This window comes from Kitasatospora sp. NPDC101183 (genome assembly GCF_044767945.1).
GTDB lineage: Bacteria > Actinomycetota > Actinomycetes > Streptomycetales > Streptomycetaceae > Kitasatospora.
In genome coordinates this window covers 105,357-126,940 of the sequence record NZ_JBIWOW010000001.1, presented here as the reverse complement: position 1 = coordinate 126,940, position 21,584 = coordinate 105,357, and the positions used below count along the sequence as shown (strand labels likewise).

17 protein-coding genes are annotated in these 21,584 nt (G+C 75.2%); 10 read left to right on the top strand and 7 right to left on the bottom strand.

Annotation, left to right across the window (positions count from 1 at the left end):
- Positions 1-67 precede the first annotated feature (67 nt).
- The 3 genes from ACIRRS_RS00585 to ACIRRS_RS00575 all read right to left on the bottom strand — a co-directional run bounded on the left by ACIRRS_RS00585 (position 68) and on the right by ACIRRS_RS00575 (position 4,062).
- Entirely contained in the window at positions 68-3,250 is a 3,183-nt protein-coding gene (locus ACIRRS_RS00585) for an AMP-binding protein (protein ID WP_402962675.1), read from the bottom strand.
- 15 nt (positions 3,251-3,265) lie between these two features.
- Positions 3,266-3,730, bottom strand: a complete 465-nt coding sequence (locus ACIRRS_RS00580) for a GNAT family N-acetyltransferase (RefSeq protein WP_402962672.1) — start codon at positions 3,728-3,730, stop codon at positions 3,266-3,268.
- A gap of 101 nt (positions 3,731-3,831) precedes the next feature.
- Positions 3,832-4,062, bottom strand: a complete 231-nt coding sequence (locus tag ACIRRS_RS00575) for a hypothetical protein (RefSeq protein WP_402962670.1) — start codon at positions 4,060-4,062, stop codon at positions 3,832-3,834.
- 352 nt (positions 4,063-4,414) lie between these two features.
- Between ACIRRS_RS00575 and ACIRRS_RS00570 the strand changes: the two genes are divergently transcribed.
- The 6 genes from ACIRRS_RS00570 to ACIRRS_RS00545 all read left to right on the top strand — a co-directional run bounded on the left by ACIRRS_RS00570 (position 4,415) and on the right by ACIRRS_RS00545 (position 11,120).
- Positions 4,415-4,954 carry a SigE family RNA polymerase sigma factor gene (locus ACIRRS_RS00570; protein ID WP_402963536.1) on the top strand — a complete coding sequence of 180 codons (540 nt, stop codon included), beginning with the start codon at positions 4,415-4,417 and terminating at the stop codon, positions 4,952-4,954.
- An 11-nt stretch (positions 4,955-4,965) separates the two neighbouring features.
- Positions 4,966-5,673, top strand: a complete 708-nt coding sequence (locus ACIRRS_RS00565) for a hypothetical protein (protein ID WP_402962667.1) — start codon at positions 4,966-4,968, stop codon at positions 5,671-5,673.
- A 229-nt stretch (positions 5,674-5,902) separates the two neighbouring features.
- Positions 5,903-7,543, top strand: coding sequence for a carbohydrate binding domain-containing protein (locus ACIRRS_RS00560; protein ID WP_402962665.1), 1,641 nt, complete (start codon positions 5,903-5,905; stop codon positions 7,541-7,543).
- A 163-nt stretch (positions 7,544-7,706) separates the two neighbouring features.
- Positions 7,707-8,477, top strand: a complete 771-nt coding sequence (locus tag ACIRRS_RS00555) for an ABC transporter ATP-binding protein (protein WP_402962662.1) — start codon at positions 7,707-7,709, stop codon at positions 8,475-8,477.
- A 5-nt stretch (positions 8,478-8,482) separates the two neighbouring features.
- The gene (locus ACIRRS_RS00550; protein WP_402962659.1) at positions 8,483-9,883 is read left to right on the top strand and encodes an FtsX-like permease family protein; all 1,401 of its coding nucleotides are present in this window, start codon (positions 8,483-8,485) and stop codon (positions 9,881-9,883) included.
- Between the two features lies 1 nt (position 9,884).
- A complete protein-coding gene (locus ACIRRS_RS00545; protein WP_402962657.1) occupies positions 9,885-11,120 on the top strand; it encodes a sensor domain-containing protein in 1,236 nt (411 codons plus the stop codon).
- A 12-nt stretch (positions 11,121-11,132) separates the two neighbouring features.
- Here ACIRRS_RS00545 and ACIRRS_RS00540 read toward each other — a convergent pair whose 3' ends face one another.
- From ACIRRS_RS00540 to ACIRRS_RS00530, 3 genes are all read right to left on the bottom strand, one after another.
- The gene (locus ACIRRS_RS00540; protein ID WP_402962655.1) at positions 11,133-11,801 is read right to left on the bottom strand and encodes a LuxR C-terminal-related transcriptional regulator; all 669 of its coding nucleotides are present in this window, start codon (positions 11,799-11,801) and stop codon (positions 11,133-11,135) included.
- A gap of 122 nt (positions 11,802-11,923) precedes the next feature.
- The gene (locus ACIRRS_RS00535; RefSeq protein WP_402962652.1) at positions 11,924-12,790 is read right to left on the bottom strand and encodes a hypothetical protein; all 867 of its coding nucleotides are present in this window, start codon (positions 12,788-12,790) and stop codon (positions 11,924-11,926) included.
- A complete protein-coding gene (locus ACIRRS_RS00530) occupies positions 12,787-13,719 on the bottom strand; it encodes an ATP-binding cassette domain-containing protein (RefSeq protein WP_402962651.1) in 933 nt (310 codons plus the stop codon). Before ACIRRS_RS00530 ends, ACIRRS_RS00535 begins: the two co-directional genes overlap by 4 nt.
- Positions 13,720-13,852: 133 nt before the next feature.
- Here ACIRRS_RS00530 and ACIRRS_RS00525 point away from each other — a divergent pair, with 133 nt between their 5' ends.
- The 3 genes from ACIRRS_RS00525 (at position 13,853) to ACIRRS_RS00515 (ending at position 18,954) form a co-directional block, all read left to right on the top strand.
- A complete protein-coding gene (locus ACIRRS_RS00525) occupies positions 13,853-15,025 on the top strand; it encodes a sensor histidine kinase (protein ID WP_402962648.1) in 1,173 nt (390 codons plus the stop codon).
- On the top strand, positions 15,022-15,681 hold the full coding sequence (locus ACIRRS_RS00520; protein WP_402962646.1) for a response regulator: 660 nt from the start codon (positions 15,022-15,024) through the stop codon (positions 15,679-15,681). Before ACIRRS_RS00525 ends, ACIRRS_RS00520 begins: the two co-directional genes overlap by 4 nt.
- 459 nt (positions 15,682-16,140) lie before the next feature.
- Entirely contained in the window at positions 16,141-18,954 is a 2,814-nt protein-coding gene (locus ACIRRS_RS00515) for a hypothetical protein (protein WP_402962644.1), read from the top strand.
- A 44-nt stretch (positions 18,955-18,998) separates the two neighbouring features.
- On the opposite strand, the gene ACIRRS_RS00510 is transcribed toward ACIRRS_RS00515, so the two are convergent.
- Complete coding sequence (locus ACIRRS_RS00510) at positions 18,999-20,390, bottom strand: FAD-dependent oxidoreductase (RefSeq protein ID WP_402962641.1); 1,392 nt, start codon at positions 20,388-20,390, stop codon at positions 18,999-19,001.
- Between the two features lie 310 nt (positions 20,391-20,700).
- Here ACIRRS_RS00510 and ACIRRS_RS00505 point away from each other — a divergent pair, with 310 nt between their 5' ends.
- Positions 20,701-21,549, top strand: coding sequence for a hypothetical protein (locus ACIRRS_RS00505; protein WP_402962638.1), 849 nt, complete (start codon positions 20,701-20,703; stop codon positions 21,547-21,549).
- Positions 21,550-21,584 lie beyond the last annotated feature (35 nt).

The window sequence follows — 21,584 nt, the reverse complement described above, 5'->3', positions numbered from 1 at the left end:
AGTCCTTGCAGGGAGGGCCCCGGTTCCGCGTTCGCGGAGCCGGGGCCCGCGCCGTCACACCCCGCCGTCACACCCCGGCGGCCTCCGCCAGGGCGGCGGCCAGGCCGTCGGCCAGCGCCGCCACCGCCTCCGCCTCGAAGGCGTGCCGGTTGTACCGCAGCCAGCACTTCAGCCCGCCGTCCGGCTGCTCGGCCACCGCCAGCTCCGGCACGTGCCGGTCGCCGCCGGGTAGCGGGTAGGGCACGGTGGCGTCGCGCGGCAGCTCCCAGGCCGTGCAGGCCACCCCGGGCAGCTGGGCGGGCGCGCTCCAGCTCTCGTACCGCAGCCAGGCCGCGAACGGCGCCAGCGGGCTGAACTCGGCGAACGGGTACAGCTGGTGGTCCAGCGCGGCGGTGGCGGCGGAGCGGACCCGGTCGAGCAGTTCGGCGAACCCGGGCGCGCCGGAGGCGTCCACGCGCACCAGCAGCGACTGCACGAAGCAGCCGACCGCCGACTCGGCCTCCGGCCTCGTCCGCCCGGGCACCGGCGTCATCAGGACGAGGTCCGGCTGCCCGCTGCGGGAGGCCAGCAGGCCGCTCCACAGGGCCGCCACGGCGAGGAACGGGGTGGCGCCCAGCTCCGCCGCCCTCGCCCGCAGGGCCTCCGCCCGCTCGGGGGCCACGGTGAACCCGTGGGCGGCGCTCAGCACCGTCTCGGTGTGCGCCCGCCCGGGGAACGGCTCGACGGCCTCCGGAGCGCCCGCGAGCGTGGCCGTGAAGTGCGAACGCGACGCCGTCCAGCGGGAGTTGGACCACTCCACCAGCTCCCGGTAGGACGGTCCCGGCCGCATCGCCGGGGCCTTGCGGCCGTTGCGGAGCGCCGAGTAGAAGACCCCCAGGTCGCGCAGGAGCACGCCCAGCGACCAGCCGTCGCTGACGAGGTGGTGCACCGCCAGCAGGACGACGTGGTCCTCCGGCCCCCGGCTCACCACGGCCAGCCTGGTCATCGGGGTCTCGGCGAGGTCCGTCAGCCCGTCGCGCACCGCGACCAGCCGCCGGGACACCTCCTCGTCGGAGGCGCCGGGCGCGTCCACCAGCACCACGTCCGTACGCGGCTCCTCGTCCAGGACGGCCCGCAGCACCCCCGGCTCGGCCCCGGGCACGGGCACGAACCTGGTCCGCAGCGCCTGGTGGCGGCTCACGGCCTCGCGCAGGGCCTCGGCCAGGACGTCCGCGCGCAGCGGCTCGACCACCCGGAACATCACCGCCACCGAGCCGACGTTGCGGTCCGGGGCCTCGGCCATCCAGCGCAGGAAGTTCTCCTGCTGGGAGGTCAGCGGGAGGTCGTGCGGCTGCGCGCGCAGCGAGCGCAGGAAGGCGGACACCTCCGCCTCCTCCGGCTCGGACGCCCCGGGGGCGTCGTGCCGCGCGCCCTCCAGCCAGGCGGCCTGGGCGCGCAGCGAGGGCCGCTCGAAGACCAGCGCCGTGCGGGCCGGGACGCCGAACTCGGCGGAGATCGCGGCGGCCAGCTGCACGGCGCGGAAGGAGTCCCCGCCGAGGGCGAAGAACTCCTCCTCCACCGACCGGACGGGCCGCCCGAGCACCCCGCGCCACAGGTCCGCGAGGGCCAGCTCCCGCTCCGTCCCCGGCGCCCTGCCGCTCACCTGCGCGGGCTCGTCGAAGGCCTCCCGCAGCCGGTGCTTGAGCACCTTGCCGCTCGGGTTGCGCGGCAGGGCGTCCACCACCAGGACGCGGACGGGGAGTTCGGGCCTGGCGAGCCGCTCGCTGAGGAAGAGCCGCAGGGCGTCGAGGTCGATGCCGCCGGGCCGCGGGACGACGGCGGCCACCGGCACCTGGCCCATCACCGGGTGCGGCAGGCCGAGCGCGGAGGCGTCGGCGACCTGCGGGTGCTCGTGCAGCACGGCCTCGATCCGCAGCGTGGAGACCTTCAGCGCACCGGACTTGACGATGTCGCTCTCGCGGTCGACGAGGTGGAGGAAGCCGTCCCCGTCCAGCCGGCCGAGGTCGCCCATGCGCACCCAGCCGTCGCGGAACACGCCGTCGGAGGCGGCCCCGGCGTACTCGCGCGGCGGGCCGGGCTGGCGCAGCCAGATCTCGCCGGCCTCGCCGGGGGCCACCGGCTCCCCGTCCCCGTCGAGGATGCGCAGCCCGGAGGGGTCGGTGGGGCGGCCCACCGAGCCGGGGCGGCCCGGGTCCACGACGGCGGATATCTGGGCGGGGGCGGCCTCCGCCGAGGTGTAGGTGTTGACGACGGTCGCCTTCGGCAGGGCGGCGGCGAGCCCGGCGGCGACGGCCGGGGGAAGCGCGGCGGCCGTGGAGGTGGCGAGCAGGACGCTGCCGAGGTCCCGGCGCTCCGCCACACCGGAGTTGAGCAGTTCCACCGCCGTGGAGGGCACCAGGAAGACGGTGCCCGCGGCGTGCTCCTCCACCACCCGGCCGAACTCCTCCGCGTCGAAGCGCGGCAGGCAGACGGTGGCGGGGTGGGCGGTCAGCGCGTTCACCAGGACGGCCTGGGCGGCGTTGGTGCCGATCGGGAAGGCGTGCACGGCGTGGCGCGAGTGGGCGTACGGGCGGGGGCGGGGGTCGAGCAGCAGCCCGGCGGTCAGGCTCGCGTGGGCGGCGCGGACGCCCTTCGGGGTGCCGGTCGTCCCGGAGGTTCCGATGACCTGGGCCGGGTCCTCGGGGGCGGCCCGGTGCGGCGGCTCGTCCCCGGCCTGCGCGCCGCGCTCCTCCACGTCGTCGAGTGCGAAGGTCGGCAGCCCGGTGCGCGGCCCGCCGCCCGCGACGGCCCAGCGCGCCCCGGCGGCCTCGACCAGCCGCTCCACCTCGTCCCGGGCCAGGTCCTCGCGGATCACGAGGGCGGCCGCGCCCGCGTAGTGCGCGGCCAGGAACGCCGTCGCGTACGCGGGCCACTCCCGGTTGGTGAACATCAGCGCCACCGTGTCCCCGGGCCGCACCCCCGCCCCGGCCAGGCCGTGCGCGGCCCGCACCGCCCGTTCGCGCCACCGCCCGTACGTGAGCGCCTCGCCACCGGGCACCAGCAGGGCGAGGCGGTCGGGGTGGAGCGCGGCCCGGTGGTCCAGGAGCGCCGGGAGGGTGAGCGGAACGGGGGCGGGCTGGGCGCTGATGACGACTCCCGGGGCGCTGACGACGAGCAGGGGGACGCGGCGGGGGCGAGGGTGGCCGCTGATTGGTCCAGACCGTATCGGAACGGTCGAGCCCCGCACCAGGCCCGGATGACAGATCGTCACCGGCGCTCCCGCACCTCAGGTGCCGTCGCCCCCGTCGAGGCGGCGCTCGAAGCAGAGGGAGCTCGCGACGCCCTCGTAGGCGCCGAAGTTGGGGATGCGCTCGTAGCCGCAGCGGGTGTAGAAGCGCACGGCGGCCGTCTGGCGCTCGCCGGTCTCCAGGCGCAGCCGCTGCCAGCCGCGCTCGCGTGCCCACGCCTCCAGCGCCCGCAGCACTCCCTCGGCGACGCCGGAGCCGCGCCGCGCCCCGTCCACGTACATCCGCTTGACCTCGCCGACCCCCTCGCCGAGGTCCCGCAGGCCCCCGCATCCGGCCGGTTCGCCGTCCACGTACGCCAGGAGGAAGACCGCGACGTCCCCGGCCGAGGGCGCCGTGCCCGGTTCGCTGTGGGCGGTCCCGTACATCTCGGCGATCTCCGCCCGCTGGCGCCGCCGCAGTGCGACGGCGTCGGGGGCCTCCCACGACACCTGTTCGATACGCATGCGCCGGATGATGCCGGAGCCGTGTTTCCGTCCGGTGAACCGGCGGCGGGGCGGGGGCCGGCCCCTGACGGCCGCTCCGGGCGCCGCCGGTCCGGGGCCCGTCAGTTCAGGAAGAGCCACATGACGAGGCCGGTGGCGGCCCCGGCGAGCGCGAGGCACGGGAGGAAGAGGACCAGGACGAGCGTGACGAGCTGCCCCACCCGGGCGGCGGCGCGCAGGGCCAGGGGCCGGTCGTCGGCAGGGGGCGCAGGGGGCGCGGGGGCGCGCCGGGCCCGGGGGCCTGCCGCCGGGGGCGGGGCTATGCCGGGGGAGGAGGGGGTCGGACGGGTCACAGCGGTCACACTCCCACACAATCCGAGGCGGCCCGCGTCGGCGACCTTCGGTCTGGCGAGGGTGGAGCGGTGCAGGGCCCGGGCGATCATTCGGAACGCCCCAAACTACTACAGGTCGCGGGGTGCTCCGGCACCCGGCCGCCTCCGGGCCGCGGGCCGGAGGCGGCTTCCGTGGACAGGTCGGCGGAGGAGGCCGTGCAACCCTTGCGGCCGCGCTGCGGTGAGACAGGGCAGAGTGGCGGTCCGGTCGGGTCGTCGCGAGGACGTGAAAAGGAAGCGGATGACCGCGAGTGCAGTAGAGACCCCGGTGGGGGACAGGCCGGGGCCCGTCCCGGGCCGTGGTCCCGCCGGGGTGCGGGGGCCCGGGTTCGAGGAGTTCGCCGCCACGCGGTGGCGGCGGCTGGTGCGCACGGCGTACCTGCTCACGGGCGACCACCACGAGGCCGAGGACCTGGTGCAGGCGACGTACGCGAAGGCCTTCAGGAACTGGTCGCGGATCAGCCGCCTGGACGAGCCGGACGCCTACATCCACCGGGCCCTGGTGAACAACAACCTGAGCCGCCACCGGCGGCGCCGGGTCCGGCAGCTGCTGGTGCCCGTCCTCCCGGACCGGGAGCAGGCGGCGGGCAGTGGCCACCGCGAGGTGGAGGAGCGCTCGGTGCTGCTCCAGGCGCTGGCGGAGCTGCCGCAGCGCCAGCGGGCGGTGGTCGTCCTGCGGTACTGGGAGGACATGAGCGAGGCCCGGGTCGCCGAGGTGCTCGGCTGCTCGGTGGGCAACGTCAAGAGCCAGGCCAGCCGGGGCCTGGCGAAGCTGCGGGGCAACCCGGCACTGGCCGGGCACGCGGCGGGGACGGGTTGGACGATCGAAGGCACGGACGGGGGCGACAGGTGACGGATCAGGCGATGGACACCGAGGACATGGTGCGCGGGGCCCTGCGGGAGGAGGCGGGCAAGGTCGCGGTGGCGGACTGGTCCGCCGGGCCGGCGCTGGCCCACGTACGGCGCCAGCGGCGGGCCCGCCGGGCGGCGCTGGGCGCCGGGGCCGTGGCGGCGGCGCTCGTGGTGGTGGCCGGAACGGGCGCGCTGCTGTCCGCGCCGAGCGCCGTCCAGGCCGCCGCGCCGGCCCCGAAGGCCCTCCTGGTGCCGGAGGGGCAGGCCCCCGAGGCCCTGGCGGTGCAGCCGGGCCAGCAGGTGCCGCTGGGCCGCCCGGACTGGTGGATGAAGCTGAACGACCGGGAGGTCTGCATCCACGACGCCCCCGCGTACAAGGACAGGTCCGACTGCGGCGGCCACTCCTGGTCGGACGGTGCGACGCAGATCACCATGGGGTACTACGGCAACCCGCCGGAGTACCGGGACGGCCTGTACAACCTCGTCTACCAGGGGCCCGGCAAGGTGGCGAGGATGTCCGTGGAGATGGACGGCAAGGCCTCCTGGGTCACCGTCGCCTCCCTCCCCGGCGAGCCGGGCTTCGCCACCGGGTGGTTCTGGGGGCCGCCCGCCCCGAAGTCCACCGGCGGCTCCCCGGCCGCGTTCCCGTTCGAGGGCGTCCAACTGGCCGCGTACGACGCGCAGGGGAAGCTGCTGGCGAGGAACACCGTGGGCTCCTGATCGTCGCGGAACCCCCGGGGCGGCGCGGGCCTGCGATTGGTCCAGACCTATTGACGTGCCTTCGCCGCCCCTCCTACGATCCGGACCGGTACATCCCCCCACATGTCCCCACCTCACCCGAGCCGCGCGCCGCGCCCCCACGCGTCGTCACGTCCCAGGCGCACGGCGGGAAGGGAGCTCCACCATGTTCCAACGGAGGTCGCACGGCCCACGCCCGCAGAGGGCGGCCGTGGAGCGAGCACCGCAGCCGAACCGGTCCGGGCGCGAGCCCCGCGCACTGAAGGGCCTCGTCGCCATGGCGAGCGCCGTCGCCGTCATCGGGGCCGGCATCGCCGTCTCGGGCACCGCCACGGCCGGGGCCGCGGCCGTCAACCTGGTGGCCAACCCGGGCTTCGAGAACGGGCTCGCCAACTGGTCCTGCACCGGCAACTCCGGTGTCGTCGTGAGCAGTCCGGTCCACTCCGGCAGCGGCGCCCTCCAGGCGACGCCGTCCGGCCAGGACTCCGCGCAGTGCTCCCAGACGATCAGCGTGCAGCCCAACTCCCAGTACACGCTGAGCGCGTACGTCCAGGGCAGCTACGTCTACCTGGGCGCCACCGGCACCGGCTCCGGCGGCGACCCGTCCACCTGGACGGCCAACAACGCCTCGTACGGCCAGCTCAGCGTCGGCTTCACCACCGGGGCGAACACCACCTCGGTGACGATCTGGCTGCACGGCTGGTACGGGCAGCCCGCGTACTTCGCGGACGACGTGTCGCTGGTCGGCCCGGGCGGCAGCAGCCCCTCGCCGACCGCCACCACGCCGACCACCCAGCCGCCCACCTCGCAGCCCCCGACCTCCCAGCCTCCGACGTCTCAGCCCCCGACCTCGCAGCCGCCCACCAGCACGCCGCCCACGACCCCGTCGCCAGGCGACACCTGCCCGACCAAGCCGAAGCCCGCGGGCAAGGTCCTCCAGGGCTACTGGGAGAACTGGGACGGCGCCTCCAACGGCGTCCACCCGGGCATGGGCTGGGTGCCGATCACCGACAGCCGGATGGCCGCGCACGGCTACAACGTCATCAACGCCGCCTTCCCGGTGATCCTCTCGGACGGCACCGTCCAGTGGCAGGACGGCATGGACACCAACGTCAAGGTCTCCACCCCCGCCGAGATGTGCCAGGCCAAGGCCGCCGGCGCGACGATCCTGATGTCGATCGGCGGCGCCGCCGCGGGCATCGACCTCAGCTCCAGCACCGTCGCCGACAAGTTCGTCTCGACGATCGTGCCGATCCTCAAGAAGTACAACTTCGACGGCATCGACATCGACATCGAGACCGGCCTCTCCGCCGGGAGCGACATCAAGACGCCCTCCGCCTCCCAGGCCAACCTGATGCGCATCATCGACGGCGTCCTCGCCCAGATGCCCGCCGGCTTCGGCCTGACGATGGCCCCCGAGACGGCCTACGTCACCGGCGGCAGCGTCACCTACGGCTCCATCTGGGGCGCCTACCTGCCGATCATCAAGAAGTACGTGGACAACGGCCAGCTCTGGTGGCTGAACATGCAGTACTACAACGGCAGCATGTACGGCTGCTCCGGCGACTCGTACCAGGCCGGCACCGTCCAGGGCTTCACCGTGCAGACCACCTGCCTGGCCAACGGCCTGACCATCCAGGGCACCACCATCAAGGTGCCCTACGACAAGCAGGTCCCCGGCCTGCCCGCCCAGCCGGGCGCGGGCGGCGGCTACATGGACCCGGGCTCGGTCGGCCAGGCCTGGAGCGCCCTCGGCGGGGCGCCCAAGGGCCTCATGACCTGGTCGATCAACTGGGACGGCTCGAAGGGCTGGTCCTTCGGGGACAACGCCCGCTCCCTGCAAGGCCGTTGATCCTCCGCTGAAGCAGCACCCGTGCCCCCGGCGCGGCGGGAACCCGCCGCCCCGGGGGCACGGGTGTGTACACGGCACCACCTGCGGGGTTCGGTTTTCCGAACCCCGAATCGGGGTGCCAGCCCAATCGAAAAACCGGCCCGCCGTGTCCAGGATGAAGAGCATGAACGGGACGACGACAACCGCCGCCACGGCAGGCGACACGACGACGGGCGCGGTCCTCAGCGCCGAGGGGCTGCACCGCGCGTACGGCCGGGGCGCGGGCGCCGTGCCCGCGCTGCGCGGGGTGTCCGCGGCCTTCGCGCCGGGGACGTTCACGGCCGTGATGGGCCCCTCCGGCTCCGGCAAGACGACCCTGCTGCACTGCCTCGCCGGGATGGACAGGCCGACCAGCGGCAGCGTGCGCTGGGGCGACACGGAGATAGCGGGGCTGCCCGAGCGGCGCCTGGCCGAGCTGCGCCGGGCCCGGGTGGGCTTCGTCTTCCAGTCCTTCAACCTCATGCCCGCCATGACGGCCGCGCAGAACGTCGAACTGCCCGGACGGCTGGCCGGGCGCCCGCCCGCGCGCACCGAGGTCCGCGAGGCGCTCGCCCGGGTCGGCCTGGCCGGGCGCGAGCGCCACCGGCCCGGGCAGCTCTCGGGCGGCCAGCAGCAACGGGTGGCGATCGCCCGGGCGCTGGTCTCCCGACCCGAGGTCCTCTTCGCCGACGAGCCGACCGGCGCGCTCGACCGCGCGACCGGCCGCGAGATCCTCGGCCTGCTGCGCACCGGCGTGGACGTCGACGGGCGGACGTGCGTGATGGTCACGCACGACCCGGCCGCCGCCGAGTTCGCGGACCGGGTGCTGCTGCTGGCCGACGGCCTGCTGATCGACGAACTGCTCCGGCCGACGGCGGCGCGGGTCGCCGAGCGGCTGAGCGCCCTGGGCGGGTGAGCGGGATGAGGAGGAGCTCGACGAGCGCCGTGGCGGCGACGGCCCTCGCCCAGATCCGGCGCCGGCCGGCGAGCTTCGCCGGGCTCGCCGCGGCGCTGCTGCTGGCCGTGGCCGCGCTGACGCTGTTCGGCTCCCTGGCCGCCGCGCAGCTGACGGCGCCCGCAGCCGTGGCCCGGGCGCGGGTGGGCGGGCCCGGCCTGGTGGTGATCGCGGGCGCGTTCGGCGAGATCGCCGTCCTCGTCGCGATGTTCGTCGTGGTGAACGCCCTCGGCTTCACCCTCCGTCAGCAGCACCGCGAGCTGGCCCTGCTCCGCACGGTCGCGGCCACGCCCCGGCAGGTACGACGGCTGATCCGCGCGCAGGTCACGGCGACGCTGCTGATCGCCGCCGGGCCCGGCGTGCTGCTGGGCCGCCTCGCGGCGCACCGGTTCCTCGGGGAGCTCCAGCGGCGCTCGATGGCGGCGCCCGGCCTGCGCATACCCGGCACGCCGGTGCCCTGGCTACTGGCGCTCGCCGTCACCCTGCTCGTCGGCCTCGGCGCCGCAGGCCTCGCCGCCGGGCGCATCACCCGGCCCGCCCCGGCGGCCGCCCTCACCGACGGATCGACGGGCCACCGGCGGGCGGGCGCGGTGCGGCTGCTCGCCGGGGCGGCCGTGCTCGCCGGCGGCGCGCTGCTGCTGCGGCTGGCCGCGACCAGGCGGGCCGAGGAGCTGGACAAGGCCGGGCAGGCCGCGCTGCTCGGGGCCGTGGTCCTGCTGGCGGCGCTCGCCCTGCTGGGCCCGCTCGCCGTCCGGGTCCTGGCCGCCGTCCTCGGCGCGCCGCTGCGGGTGCTCGCCCCCCGGGCGGGCTGGCTCGCGGACGCCAACCTGCGCGGGTACGCGGCCCGGCTCTCCTCGGCCGTGGTGCCGGTCACCCTGCTGACCGGACTGTCGGGCACCATGGTGATCATGACGAGCACCGCCGAACGGGCCGCCCGCGCCACGGGCGTGGCCACCAGCGTCACCAAGGCGAGCGACGTGTGGCTGCGCCAGGCCGAACTCGGGCTGCTGGTCTGCTTCGCGGCGGTCTCCACGGTCAACACCCTGGTGGCGCTCACCGCCGACCGTCGGCGCGAACTCGCCCTGCTGCGGCTGGTCGGGGCGACGCGGCGCCAGCTGCTGCGGATGCTCACCCTCGAGGCGGCGGCCACCACCGTGGTCGGCGTGCTGCTCGGCGCGGCGGTGGCCCTCGGGGCGGCGGGCGCGTTCAGCCTCGCCGTCACCGGCTCGGCGCTGCCCACCGTGCCGGGCGCCTCGACGGCCTGGCTGGCGGCGGGCGCGGCGGCGCTGACGATGCCGGGGATCGTCGGGACGGGGCTGTGGGCGGTCGGCGGGCGCGAGGTCGCCGCCGTGGCGGGGGAGCGGTGACGTGAACGGTGCAGCGGTGAGGCGGCACCTGGCGCTGCCCGGAGGCGAGGTGGCCTTCGCCCTGCTCGGGCTGCCGCTCGGGGTGCTCGGCGGGCTCTACGCCGTCGCCGTCCTCTACGCGGGGGCGCTGCTGTCGCTCACCGTCCTGGGCCTGCCCTTCGTGGTGGCCGCCCTGGCCGGGGCCCGGGCGCTCGGCGGGCTGCACCGCCGGCTGGTCGCCCGGCTGCTGGCCGCGCCGGTGCCCGCGCCCCCGCCGCCGCCCCGCCCGTCCGGGGCGCTCGCCCGGGGCCGGACGGTGCTCACCGACCCGGTGGCCTGGCGGGCCCTGCTCTACCTGCTGCTGCGCCTCCCGCTGGGCGCGCTCGGCTTCCTCGCGGCGGTCGGCCTGCCGGCCGCGAGCCTGTGGCTGACCGGCTTCCCGCTCTGGGTACGGCTGATGGAGCCCGGCCCGCACCCGGTCGGCGGGCTGGACGCGGGCGCCGTCCCGGCCGGGCTCGCCGTCCTGCTGGCCGTCCCGGCCGCCGTCCGCGCGCTGAGCGCCGTCAACCGGGCCCTCGCCCGGGCGCTGCTCGGCCCGGCCCGCTCGCAGCAGCGGGTGCGCGAGCTGGAGAACGCCCGCACCACCCTGCTCGCCGAGTCCACCGAGCGGCTGCGCGGCCTGGAACGGGACCTGCACGACGGCACCCAGGCCCAGCTGGTGGCCCTCGCCATCACCCTCTCCCTGGCCGACGACGCGCTCGGGGCCGGCCCCGGCGCCGGCCCCGACCCCGCCCGGCTGCGCACCCTGCTCGACCGGGCGCGCGGCCAGACGGACGACACCATCACCGGGCTGCGCCGCCTCACCCGGGGCATCAACCCGGTGGCCCTGGACGCCGGGCTGGCCGAGGCCCTGCCCGGCCTGGCCGCCACCGCGCCGGTGCCCGTCACCGTCCGGGTGGAGCTGCCGAGGCGCCCGGCCGAGCCGATCGAACGGGCGGTGTACTTCTGCGCGGCCGAGCTGCTGACCAACGTCGCCAAGCACAGCGGCGCCCGCACCGCCGAGCTCGGTGTGCTCTCGGCGGGCGGGCGCGTCCGGCTGACGGTGCGTGACGACGGGTGTGGCGGCGCGGTCGTGGGTGCGGGCTCGGGCCTGGCGGGCCTGGCCGAGCGGCTGGCGGCGGTCGACGGGGCCCTGTCGGTGCAGAGCCCGCCGGGCGGCCCGACGACGGTGACCGCCGACCTGCCCGAGCAGCTCTGACGCTCTTCGGGCTCAGATCCCGGTGCTCTCCGAGAGATAGGCGAGGACGGCCTTCACCCGCCGGTTGTCGGCCTCCGTCGCGGGCAGGCCGAACTTGGTGAACACGGCGGCCACGTGCTTCTCCACCGCCCGCTCCGACACCGTCAGCTGGGCGGCGATCGACCGGTTGGAGCGGCCCTGCGCCATCAGCTCCAGCACCTCCCGCTCGCGCGCCGTGAGCGTGTCCACCGGCCCGCGCCGTCCGCCGTGCAGCAGCCCGTTGACGATTTCCGGGTCCAGCGCCGTCCCGCCCTCGGCCACCCGGTGCAACGCCTCCACGAACTCCGAGGTCCGGGCCACCCGCTCCTTGAGCAGGTACCCGATCCCGGCCGCGCCGTCCGCCAACAGGCGTGCGGCCCAGGCCCGTTCCACGTGCTGGGAGAAGACCAGGATGCCCACCTCCGGAAAGCTGCCCCGCAGCTGCACGGCCGCCCGGATGCCCTCGTCCGTGTGCGTGGGCGGCATCCGGATGTCCACCACGGCCACGTCCGGCCGGTGCTCGGTCACGGCGGCGACCAGCTCCGGCCCCGTACCGGCCGTCGCGACCACCAGGCACCCGCGCGCGGTGAGGAGTTCGACCATGCCGTCCCGGAGGATCACCGAATCCTCGGCCAGGACGACGCGGAGCTGCTTGTCGATCATGCGGCCATTATCCGGCCCGCCGTCCGCCCTTGATGTCGACCCTCGATGCCGACGACCCTGAGACACCGCTGTTCGCTCCGGGCCGCCGTTCGCTCCGGGCCGCCGTTCGCTCCGACCCGCCGTCAGACGTCGCGGGAGCGGAAGGCCGCCACCACCACGGCGACCGAGCCGACCGCCCACGCGCCGTACGCGATCCACGCGTGGACGGCGGACGGGTGGTGGCCGACGATGTTGCCGGTGTTCCCCAGCGTGGTCAGGAAGATCCACCCGGCGAAGGGCAGGCTGTTGCCCACGAAGGTGAACAGCCGGCCGGTGTGGAGGGCCGTGTCGAAGGAGGAGAGCGGCGCCAGCGAGAGGCCCACGAAGGTGATGAACAGGGCGAACACGGTGGCCGCGGTGTGGCGCACGAGCGCGGCGACGGCCATGCCGATCAGGCCGGACACCGGGAACACGACCACGGAGGCCAACAGGAACCGGCCGACGCCGGGGCTGGTCCAGGAGAACCCGGTGACCCGGCCGGAGTAGGCGGCCAGGGTGACGGCCCAGCTCGGCACGGCGACGAGAACACCGAGACCGGTCAGTACGGCGGTCACGACGCCGGCCTTGGCGATCAGGACCCGGCTCCGGTGCGGTACGGCGATGAAGGTGGTGCGGATCAGACCGCTGGTCAGTTCGCCGAGCACGGTCTGGGCGCCGATCGTGCCGGCGAGGGCCATGAGCAGGGTGAAGAGGGGAGGGAAGAGGGCGTCGTGCCCGGCCTCGTAGATCCGCCTGAACGAGTCGGGGTAGCCCGGCCAGGCCTCGTACGTGCGGCCGGCCGTCTTGTAGGCGATGAGGCAGACCAGCACGGGCACGGCGGTGAGTACGACGAGGTTCGAGCGCAACGACCAGAACTTGATCCACTCCGCGCCCCACAGGTCGCGCCAGCGGGGCGGCGACCCGACGGGAGGCCGGGTCCTGGCGGCGGGCGTCGTCGCGAGGGTGGTCATCGGCCCTCACTCCTCTCGGGGGACACGGCGGTGGCGCGGTACTGGACGCTGTCGGAGGTCAGCTGCATGAACGCGTCCTCCAACGTGCCGCCGTGGGCGGTGACTTCGTGGACCATGACGTGGTGGGTGAAGGCGAGCTCGTTGACGCGGGCCGCGGTGAGCCCGGTGACGCTCAGGACTCCGGGGCCCTCGGGGAGCACCGAGCCGCCCGCGTGCTGCAGCACCCCGGTCAGGGCGGCCGGGTCCGGCGTGCGCACGGTGACACCGGCGGTGGTGGCGCGGGCGGCGAACTCCGCGACGGGCTCGTCGGCGATCAGCCGGCCGCCGCCGATCACGACGAGGTGGTCGGCGGTGTTCGCCATCTCGCTCATCATGTGACTGGACACGAAGACGGTGCGCCCCTCGGCGGCCAGGCTCCGGAACAGCTCGCGCGCCCACCGGATGCCCTCCGGGTCGAGGCCGTTGACCGGCTCGTCGAAGACGAGGACCGGCGGGTCGCCCAGCAGCGCGGAGGCGATGCCGAGGCGCTGGCGCATCCCGAGCGAGAACCCGCCGATCCGCCGTCGGCCCGCCCCACCGAGGCCGACCGTCTCCAGGGCCTCCTGGACCCGGCGCCCCGGCAGGTCGTTGCTGCGGGCCAGCGCCGCGAGATGGGCTCGGGCGGTGCGCCCCTTGTGGAGGTCGTTGGCGTCCAGCAGCGCGCCGACGTGGCGCATGCCGGTGCCGAAGTCGCGGTACCGGCGGCCGTCGATGGTCGCGGTGCCGCTGGTGGGGGTGTTCAGCCCCAGCAGCATGCGCAGCGTCGTGCTCTTGCCCGAGCCGTTGGGGCCGAGGAACCCCGTCACCCGGCCGGGCGGCACGGTGAAGCTCAGGCCGTCCACCGCCAGGACGTCGCCGTAGCGCTTGGTCAGTTCGTGGATTTCGATCACAGGGAGGACGGTGCCGCAGGCCGGGGCCGCCGCACATCGGTCCGGGGACCGTACGGCGCCCCGGCGTCCTCAGCCCCGGGGATGAATCCTCGGGGCCGATTCCCCCGGCCCGTCGCGTCGTTAGCATCGCAGCGTGACCCGAGCCCCGAAGTCCCCCGCACCGCCCCGGCGGCTGCCCGACGCCCTGACGGTCCTGAGCTGGTGCGGCGTCCCCGCGTTGGCGATCGTGCTGCTCGGCACGATCGCCGGGGACGGGCGCTCGCTCCACCTGGGGCGTGACGAGGGCCTCGCCGCGCCCCTGGGCATGGTGGCGGCGGCCGTCCTCCTGGCCCTGCCGGTCGGCTGGGCCGGCCGGCGACCGGTGCAGGTGCTGGGCGTGCTGCTCGCCGAGGCGGTCGGCCTGCAGGCCTACGGGGAGAGGACCTGGCCGCCCCTGCTGGCGGCGGTCGTCCTGGTCTTCTACATCACCGTCACCCGGTCGCAGCGGACCGGGGCCGTCGCCGCGGGCAGTGTGCTGATCACCTGGGGCGTCACGGACCTGGCCGACACGCCCGGCGCGGATCTGCTGAACGCCTTCAAGGTCCCGTCGGCCCACTGGGTGGTGATCACCTTCATCGCCTGGATCCTCGGCAGCTGGATCCGGCTGCGGCAGCACCACGCGGAGACCCTGCGCGCCCAGGTCGTGATCCAGGCGGTCCAGGCCGAGCGGCTGCGGATCGCCCGCGAGCTGCACGACATGGTCGCGCACAGCGTCGGCGTCATCGCGATCCAGGCCGGTGCGGCGGCGCGGGTCATCGAGACCCAACCGGCGGGCGCCCGCGAGGCGTTGAAGGCCATCGAGTTCACCGGCCGCGACACCCTCGCCGGGCTGCGGCGCATGCTGGTCGCGCTGCGCGAGGCGGACGGGGACGGGGGGCGGACGGCTCCGGCGGCGGGTCTGGCGGACATCGAGAAGCTGCTCGCGGTGGCGGGGGACGCGGGGGTCCACGTCGACATCCGGTGGCGCGGCGAGCAGCGCCCGCTGCCGGCCGAGATCGACCTGTCCGCGTACCGCATCATCCAGGAGTCCCTGACCAACGTGCTGCGGCACGCGGGCGCCACCACCTGCCGCATCGACGTCGACTACGTGGAGGACGGGCTCGCCATCGAGGTCCTCGACGACGGGCGCGGCGGCGCGGGCACCGGCGCGGGGAGCGGCTACGGGATCGTCGGGATGCGCGAGCGCGTCGGGCTGCTCCACGGCCAGTTCAGCGCCGGACCGGGGCCGGAGGGCGGCTTCCGGGTGGCGGCTAGGCTGCCGGTATGACGATCAGTGTCGTACTTGCCGACGACCAGCCGCTGGTGCGCGCCGGCCTGCGCATGGTCATCTCCGACGCCCCGGACATCGAGATCGTCGGCGAGGCCGGAACCGGCGCCGAGGCCCTGCGACTGGCCGGGGACCTCGCTCCCGACGTCGTGGTGATGGACATCCGGATGCCCGTCATGGACGGCATCGAGGCCACCCGGCGGATCAAGGCGGAGACCGCACAGGTCGGGGTGGTCATCCTCACCACCTTCGACGACGACGAGAACGTCTACGCCGCCCTGTGCGCCGGTGCCAGCGGATTCCTGGTCAAGGACTCGGTGCTGGAGGAGATCCTCGCCGCGATCCGCGTGGTCGCCGCCGGTGACGCCCTCCTCGCCCCCGGTGTCACCCGACGCCTCATCGCCGAGTTCGCCACCCGCGAAGCCGCCCCCGGCCCGCCCCGACGGACGGTCGAGGGCCTCACCGAGCGCGAGTTCGAGGTCCTGACCCTCATCGGCCGCGGCATGTCCAACAGCGAGATCTCCGCCCACCTCTTCATCAGCACGGCCACCACCAAGAGCCACGTGGCCCGCCTCCTCGCCAAACTCAACGCCCGCGACCGCGTCCAACTCGCCATCACCGCCCACGAGGCGAGGATCGTCCCGCCCTCGGCCTGACGCCCCGCCCTCCGCCTGACGCCCCGCCCTCCGCCTGACGCCCCGACGGCCGTCTGCCGCGACAGGAGCCCGTCTCCCGGGCGCCCTCGCGAAGGGGAACGGATATGCCGCCCCGGCCGGTTCACCGGCCGGGGCGGAGAATTCGTGAAAGGGAAGTTCCCTGGTCAACGGCTCTTCAAAGCCGCCCGTTCGGTGAAGTGTGCATGGCATTCCCGGAAATGGGGACAGATCGGCCCGAGAGGGATTCAGGAAATTCGCGCACTGCTTACGTGATTCGCTCAAGTCCTTCCGTTTGCGGATCGAATCTGAAAGCATCGTCCGCTATCCGGCGACCAAGGCGACCAAAGGCGACCGGTGGGGCGGGGAAGCAACCGGGGGAGGTACGCGATGCCGGTCGGCCTTCCCCGCCGGACGACGCCGTAGCGACGTGGCCGCCCGGCTGCGCCACGTGGAGGAGATGTGACCCCGCAGGAAGGCACCCCCGTGCCCAGCCCCACCCCCGCCGCCCACCGCCCCGCGCGCTGGGTCCGCACCAGGCTGCGGGCGAGCCCGCTGTCCACGCTGCTCACGGCGGCCCTCGTCCTCGTCACCGCCTTCCTGGCGGCGGGCTTCCCCCGCGTCGCGGACCGGGGAGCGGACGCGGCCCTCCAGGACTTCGTCGGCCAGAAGGGCATCAACTCGACCAGCCTGATGGTCACTTCGAAGACGGGGACCGACGACACCGCCTTCGTCCTCGACCGCGTGCAGGGCCAGATCGCCGAGCAGATCGGCGGACGGGTGCCGGTTCTCCAGCAGAACCAGGCGTACGGCGCCCGCGCCCTGACGGAGCGGGGCATGGCGAACCCGCAGTACGTGCGGATGGCGGAGAAGTACACCGACCCCACCCTCGGCCTGCTCTACCTGCACGATCTGCGCGAGCGCGTCACCCTGACCGACGGCACCTGGCCGACCCCCGGGGACGGCTTGGGGGCGCTGCCGATCGTGATCAGCAGGAAGGCCGCCGAGACCATCCACGTCAAGGTCGGAGACGTCGTCGACAACGGCACCGAGAACTCGGGCGGCGCCCGGACCAGCGTCGTGGTCGGCCTGTACGAGGTCAACGCCCCCGAGGACCCGTTCTGGGAGGACCTCGGCTGCCCCGCCCGCGCCTGCCTGCGGACGCCCCCCGAGCACGAGCACTGGGCGACCACCGGATTCGTCGACGGCGCCAGCCTGCCCGCGCTCGCCCGCTGGGGCGCGACCGCCGAGAACTTCTGGCGGATGCCCGTCGACGTCTCCTCCCTGCACGCCGACCGGCTCGAGGAGACCCGCGCCACCCTCAAGTCCCTGCTGAGCGGCGGCGAGGCCACCAACCTGGCCCGCCTGACGATCCGCTCCGACCTGCACACCGCCTCGCCGCTGCCCGACCTCCTCACCCGGGCCGACGCCCGCTACCGGGCCACGCTGCCGCTGAGCGCCATCGGCCCGGCCGGCGTCGCGGGCGTCGCCACCGTCGTGCTGCTCCTGGCCGCCGCCCTCGCCACCGACCGCCGCGCCGGAGAGATCCGGCTGCTCAGGGCCCGCGGCGGGTCCCTCGGCGGGGTGCTGCTGCGCCTGCTCGGCGAGGGCGCCGTCACCGTCCTGCCCGCAGCGGCCCTCGGTACGGGCCTGGCCCTCCTGCTGCTGCCCACCCAGCGCTGGGTGCCGTCGGTGCTGGCCGCCGCGGCCGTGGCGCTGATCGCGATGCTGGCCTTCCCCGTCCGCGCCGCCGCCCTGTGGTCGCGCCCCAAGCCCGCCGGCGGCCGGCGCCGACTCGTCGGCGAGCTCACCGTCCTGGCGATCACCGCCGCCGCCGTCGCGGAGGTCCGCCGCCGGGGCATCGGCACCGGCGCGGGGCTGGACCCGTTGCTCGTCGCCGCCCCGCTCCTGCTCGCCGTCGCCGGGGGCCTGCTGCTGGCCCGCACGGAACCGCTGGTGGTCGGCCGGCTGGCCGCCCTCGCCGGCCGGGGCCGCGGCCTGATCGGCTTCCTCGGCCTGGCCCGGGCCGCCCGCGACAGCACGGGCCGCCGCAAGCCGTCCGTCCTGCCCCTGCTCGCCCTGCTCACCGCCGTCACCACCACCGGCTTCGGCGCCACCGTGCTCGACACCGTCGACAGCGTGCGCACCCGCGCCGCGCGCATCGCCACCGGCGGCGACATCGGCGTCTCCCTCCCGGGCTACGCCACCCTGACCGACCCCTTCACGAAGGCCGCCTCCGGCCTGCCGGGCGTCCGGGCCTCGACGGCCGTCTCCGTCGAGCCCAAGGCCCGCGTCCTCGGCGCCGACCAGAACTACACCGAGGCCTACCTGGTGATGGTCGTCGACCCGGCGGCCTACGCCGAGATCGCCCGCACCCTCGGCGTCGGCGCGTTCGACGCGGCCGGCCTGGCCGGGACCTCCGGCGGCCGGGACACCCCCGTGCCCGCGCTGGTCAGCAGCGACCTGGCCAAGAGCCTGGCCTCCGGGCCGTCCCAGATCCGCACCCCCAGCGGCAACGACCTGCGCCTGACCGTCACCGCCGCCGTCGGCGCCACCCCCGCGCTGCCCGACCCGGGCAAGCCCTTCGTCGTCGTCCCCGCCGGGCCCGCCTGGGAGCGGCTGCCCGACACCCGGAAGGTGAACCAGTGGTTCGCCGTCGGCGACGTCGACCCCGAGGGCGTCCGGGCGGCGCTGCGGAACAACGGCGGCGCCCAGCCCGTCGGCCTGGCCAAGCTCGTCGCGGACGGCGCCGCCGCCACCGGCAAGGACACCCACGGCCTGCCCGCCGGGTACACCGTGCACAGCAGCCGGGAGACCGCCGCCGCGCTCGGCGACGACCCGCTCCAGCACGCCGCCGAGCGGCTGTTCTGGTACGCGGCCGCCGCCGGCGCCGGGTACGCCCTCCTCGCCGTCCTGCTCACCCTGCTCCGCGCCGCCCCCGACCGCACGGCCCTGCTCGCGCGGCTGCGCACCATGGGCCTGCGCCCCCGTCAGGGCCTGGCGCTGATCGTCACCGAGGCGCTGCCGCAGACCGCCGCGGCGGCCGTCGGCGGAGGCCTCGTCGCCACGGCGGCGGTCGCGCTCCTGGGCGGCGCCTTCGACATCTCCACCCTGGTCGGCGCCAAGGTCGGCGAGGTCATCACCCCCGTCCTCCTGCCGGTCCTCCTGCCCACCGCGGGGCTCGCCCTCCTCGTCGGCCTCGCCGTGGTCGCGGAGACCCTCGTCGCGGGCCGCCGCCAGATCGCCACCGAGCTCCGCGCGGGCGAACAGGCGTGAGGTACGGCTCCCCCTGCGGGCCCGCCCGCAGGGGGAGCCGTACCTCAGGCGGCGGGCACGGGTGTCGGCGCCGGCTGCCTCGTGACGGCGCGGCGGACGACCTTGGCGAGGACCGAGGGGTGCATCAGCAGCGACGGCGGGGCGGTCATGTTGGCCACCTTGACGAAACGGGTCCAGACGTCGGCGTCGTGCAGGGCCAGGGCGAAGACGTGCCGGTTGAACCAGTGCGCGAAGCGGGCGCCCAGCGGCTGCCCCTCCGGTGACCACATCAGGTCCGAGGTGGTGGACAGCGTCCAGGGCGCCTTGACGATCCCGGCGGCCGCGCGCAGGTAGTCCCGGCTCAGGCCGGTCAGGTCCGCGTCCGCCGAGCGGCGGCGCAGCAGCGTGCCGAGCGCGTCGGCCTCGATGGCCGCGACGGTCAGCCCCTGCCCGTAGACCGGGTTGAAGACGCAGAGCGCGTCGCCGATCGCGACCAGCCGGTCCGGCCAGCCGGGGTTGCGGTGGTGCAGGCGCCAGGTGCTGCCGGGGTTGGTGTACCGGTGCACCTCCTCCTGTCGGCTGCGCCGGGCGATCTCCTCGGCCAGCCGCGGGTTGTCCAGGTCCCGCGCGAACTCCAGGTAGGCGTCCGTGTCGGTGGGCGGGTGCTGCTCGAAGCCGAACAGCGAGCAGACCCAACGGCCGTGCTCGATCCCCATCATGACGCCGCCGCGGCGCACCGACGGGGCGAAGGTCATCTGGTACGCGACGTCGTAGTCCTGCTCCCCGGTGCGGTCGAAGACCATCGTGGTGTAGGTGATCCGCGCCCTCACCGTGCTCTTCGCCGAGACCGGGAGCCCGGCCTCGATCAGCCAGTCGTCGATCGCGCCGGACCGGCCCGAGGCGTCCACCACCAGGTCGGCGGCCACCTCCTCCTCGGCGCCGTCCCCGATTCGGTACCGCACACCGGTGACCGCCCGGCCGTTCCTCTCGCCGGGCGCGGTCAGGAGGCCCCGGCAGCGGGCACCGCCCACCATCCGGACCGGCGCCAGGTCGAGCACCCGGCCGCGCAGGCGCCGCTCCAACTCGTCCCGGGTGAAGGTCTGGATGTGGACCCCGGTGGTGGTGCGCGTCGCGTAGCCGGAGGGCAGGAGGAAGCTGATCCGCTCCCCGTAGTCGAAGACGGGGGAGCCGATCTGCTCCAACTCCGCGCGCAGGCCCGGGAAGAGCTTCTCCAGCGTCTCCCCGCCCTTGGCGAGCATCGCGTGCGCGTGGTAGGACTGCGGCGCGCTCGGGTGGGCGCCGGTCTCCCTGCTCACCGCGTCCCGCTCCAGCACCAGGACCTCGGCGAAGTGGTCGGACAGCACCCGGGCCGCGAGCAGGCCCGCGTAGCCGCCGCCGATCACCACCGCCCGTTCCCGGCCCGGTCTGCCCGCTCCCGTGCCGCCAGCCTCAACCATGCTCTCTCCCAGCGTTTCGTCCCGGGGACGGCCCGGTCGGTCGGACGGCCGTCCGTGCACCACACCTCATCGCGTGACCCCGGGAACGATCAAGACGCCCGGGGGAGCGCGTAGGGGCGCGCCGCAGCGCGCAGTTGGCGCTGCCGCCCCCTCGGAGGGTTCTGAGGACGGCCGTCGCCGAGCCGGCCGTCCGGGCCGCCCACCAAGGCGCCGAACCGCCGCGCCGCATCCGACCGTTGCGCCCGCGGGGCCGTGCCCGGAGGATGGACCGCGAGCCCGTGGAACGCGGGGGCGGTCGGCAGGAGGCGTGATGGACCCGTTGGAGGACTGGCTGGAGGGCATGCACCCCCGGGTCACCGGCCTGGTCGACCACGAGCTGCCGGAGGGCGCCCTGCCGGACTACTCGGCGGCCTCGCTGGCCCGGCTGGAGGCGGAACTCCTCGCTCGCAGCGCTCCGACCGCCGAGTTCCGGGAGCGGGCCGCGGCCTTCGTGGGGGAGGCCCTGCTGACGGTGGCGGGCGGGCACTGGGAGTGGGACGGCCTGCCGGTCGTCGTACCGGACGCGGCCCTCGGCCTGGCGCCGCTGCGCCCTGGCCAACTCGTGGACCAGGCCAGGGAGTCGGGCGACGGCGGCGAGTTCGGCCGTGCGTACGGGCGCCTGGAGGCCGCCGTCGCCGAGAGGCGCTCGGCGGAGCCCGGCTGGGAGCCGGTGAAGGAGCCCACGCCAGGGCTGGACCGCGACCTCACCCTGTACGGCGAGGACTTCCTCGCCCACTGGCTGCCCGAGCGCGCGGCGCAGCACGAGGCGTGGCTCGCCAAGTACGCCCATCGGCCCGAGCGGTGGGACTTCTCGCCGGACTCGCTGGGCGAGCTGGAGGAGACCCTCCGGCAACTGATCAGTAGCGCCGACGAGTTGGCCTCCCACGCGGAGTTCGCGGACGGCGCCGCCTGGTACCTGGGCGAGGTGATCCGCCCGGGGATGCGCGCGCGATGGAACTACTACCCGGGTGATCCGGCCGACGGGATGTTCATCGGGTGCCCGTTCCTGGACCAGCTCCTCCCCGAGGGGAAGACCGCCGTGCCCTTCCTGATCCTGCAGATCGCGCTCAACGACCGTGCGCCGGGCGTGCTCCGGCGCATCCGCGATCGTTTGGCATGAGCCTTCCACAAATCGGTGCGTCCGGTTACCGTCAG

Excerpts from the sequence above, each read along its gene's own strand:
- ACIRRS_RS00505 (WP_402962638.1), top strand. The coding sequence starts at position 20,701 with ATGGACCCGTTGGAGGACTGGCTGGAGGGCATGCACCCCCGGGTCACC.
- ACIRRS_RS00520 (WP_402962646.1), top strand. The coding sequence starts at position 15,022 with ATGACGATCAGTGTCGTACTTGCCGACGACCAGCCGCTGGTGCGCGCC.
- ACIRRS_RS00580 (WP_402962672.1), bottom strand. The coding sequence starts at position 3,730 with ATGCGTATCGAACAGGTGTCGTGGGAGGCCCCCGACGCCGTCGCACTG.
- ACIRRS_RS00535 (WP_402962652.1), bottom strand. The coding sequence starts at position 12,790 with ATGACCACCCTCGCGACGACGCCCGCCGCCAGGACCCGGCCTCCCGTC.
- ACIRRS_RS00510 (WP_402962641.1), bottom strand. The coding sequence starts at position 20,390 with ATGGTTGAGGCTGGCGGCACGGGAGCGGGCAGACCGGGCCGGGAACGG.
- ACIRRS_RS00540 (WP_402962655.1), bottom strand. The coding sequence starts at position 11,801 with ATGATCGACAAGCAGCTCCGCGTCGTCCTGGCCGAGGATTCGGTGATC.
- ACIRRS_RS00550 (WP_402962659.1), top strand. The coding sequence starts at position 8,483 with ATGAGGAGGAGCTCGACGAGCGCCGTGGCGGCGACGGCCCTCGCCCAG.
- ACIRRS_RS00565 (WP_402962667.1), top strand. The coding sequence starts at position 4,966 with ATGGACACCGAGGACATGGTGCGCGGGGCCCTGCGGGAGGAGGCGGGC.
- ACIRRS_RS00555 (WP_402962662.1), top strand. The coding sequence starts at position 7,707 with ATGAACGGGACGACGACAACCGCCGCCACGGCAGGCGACACGACGACG.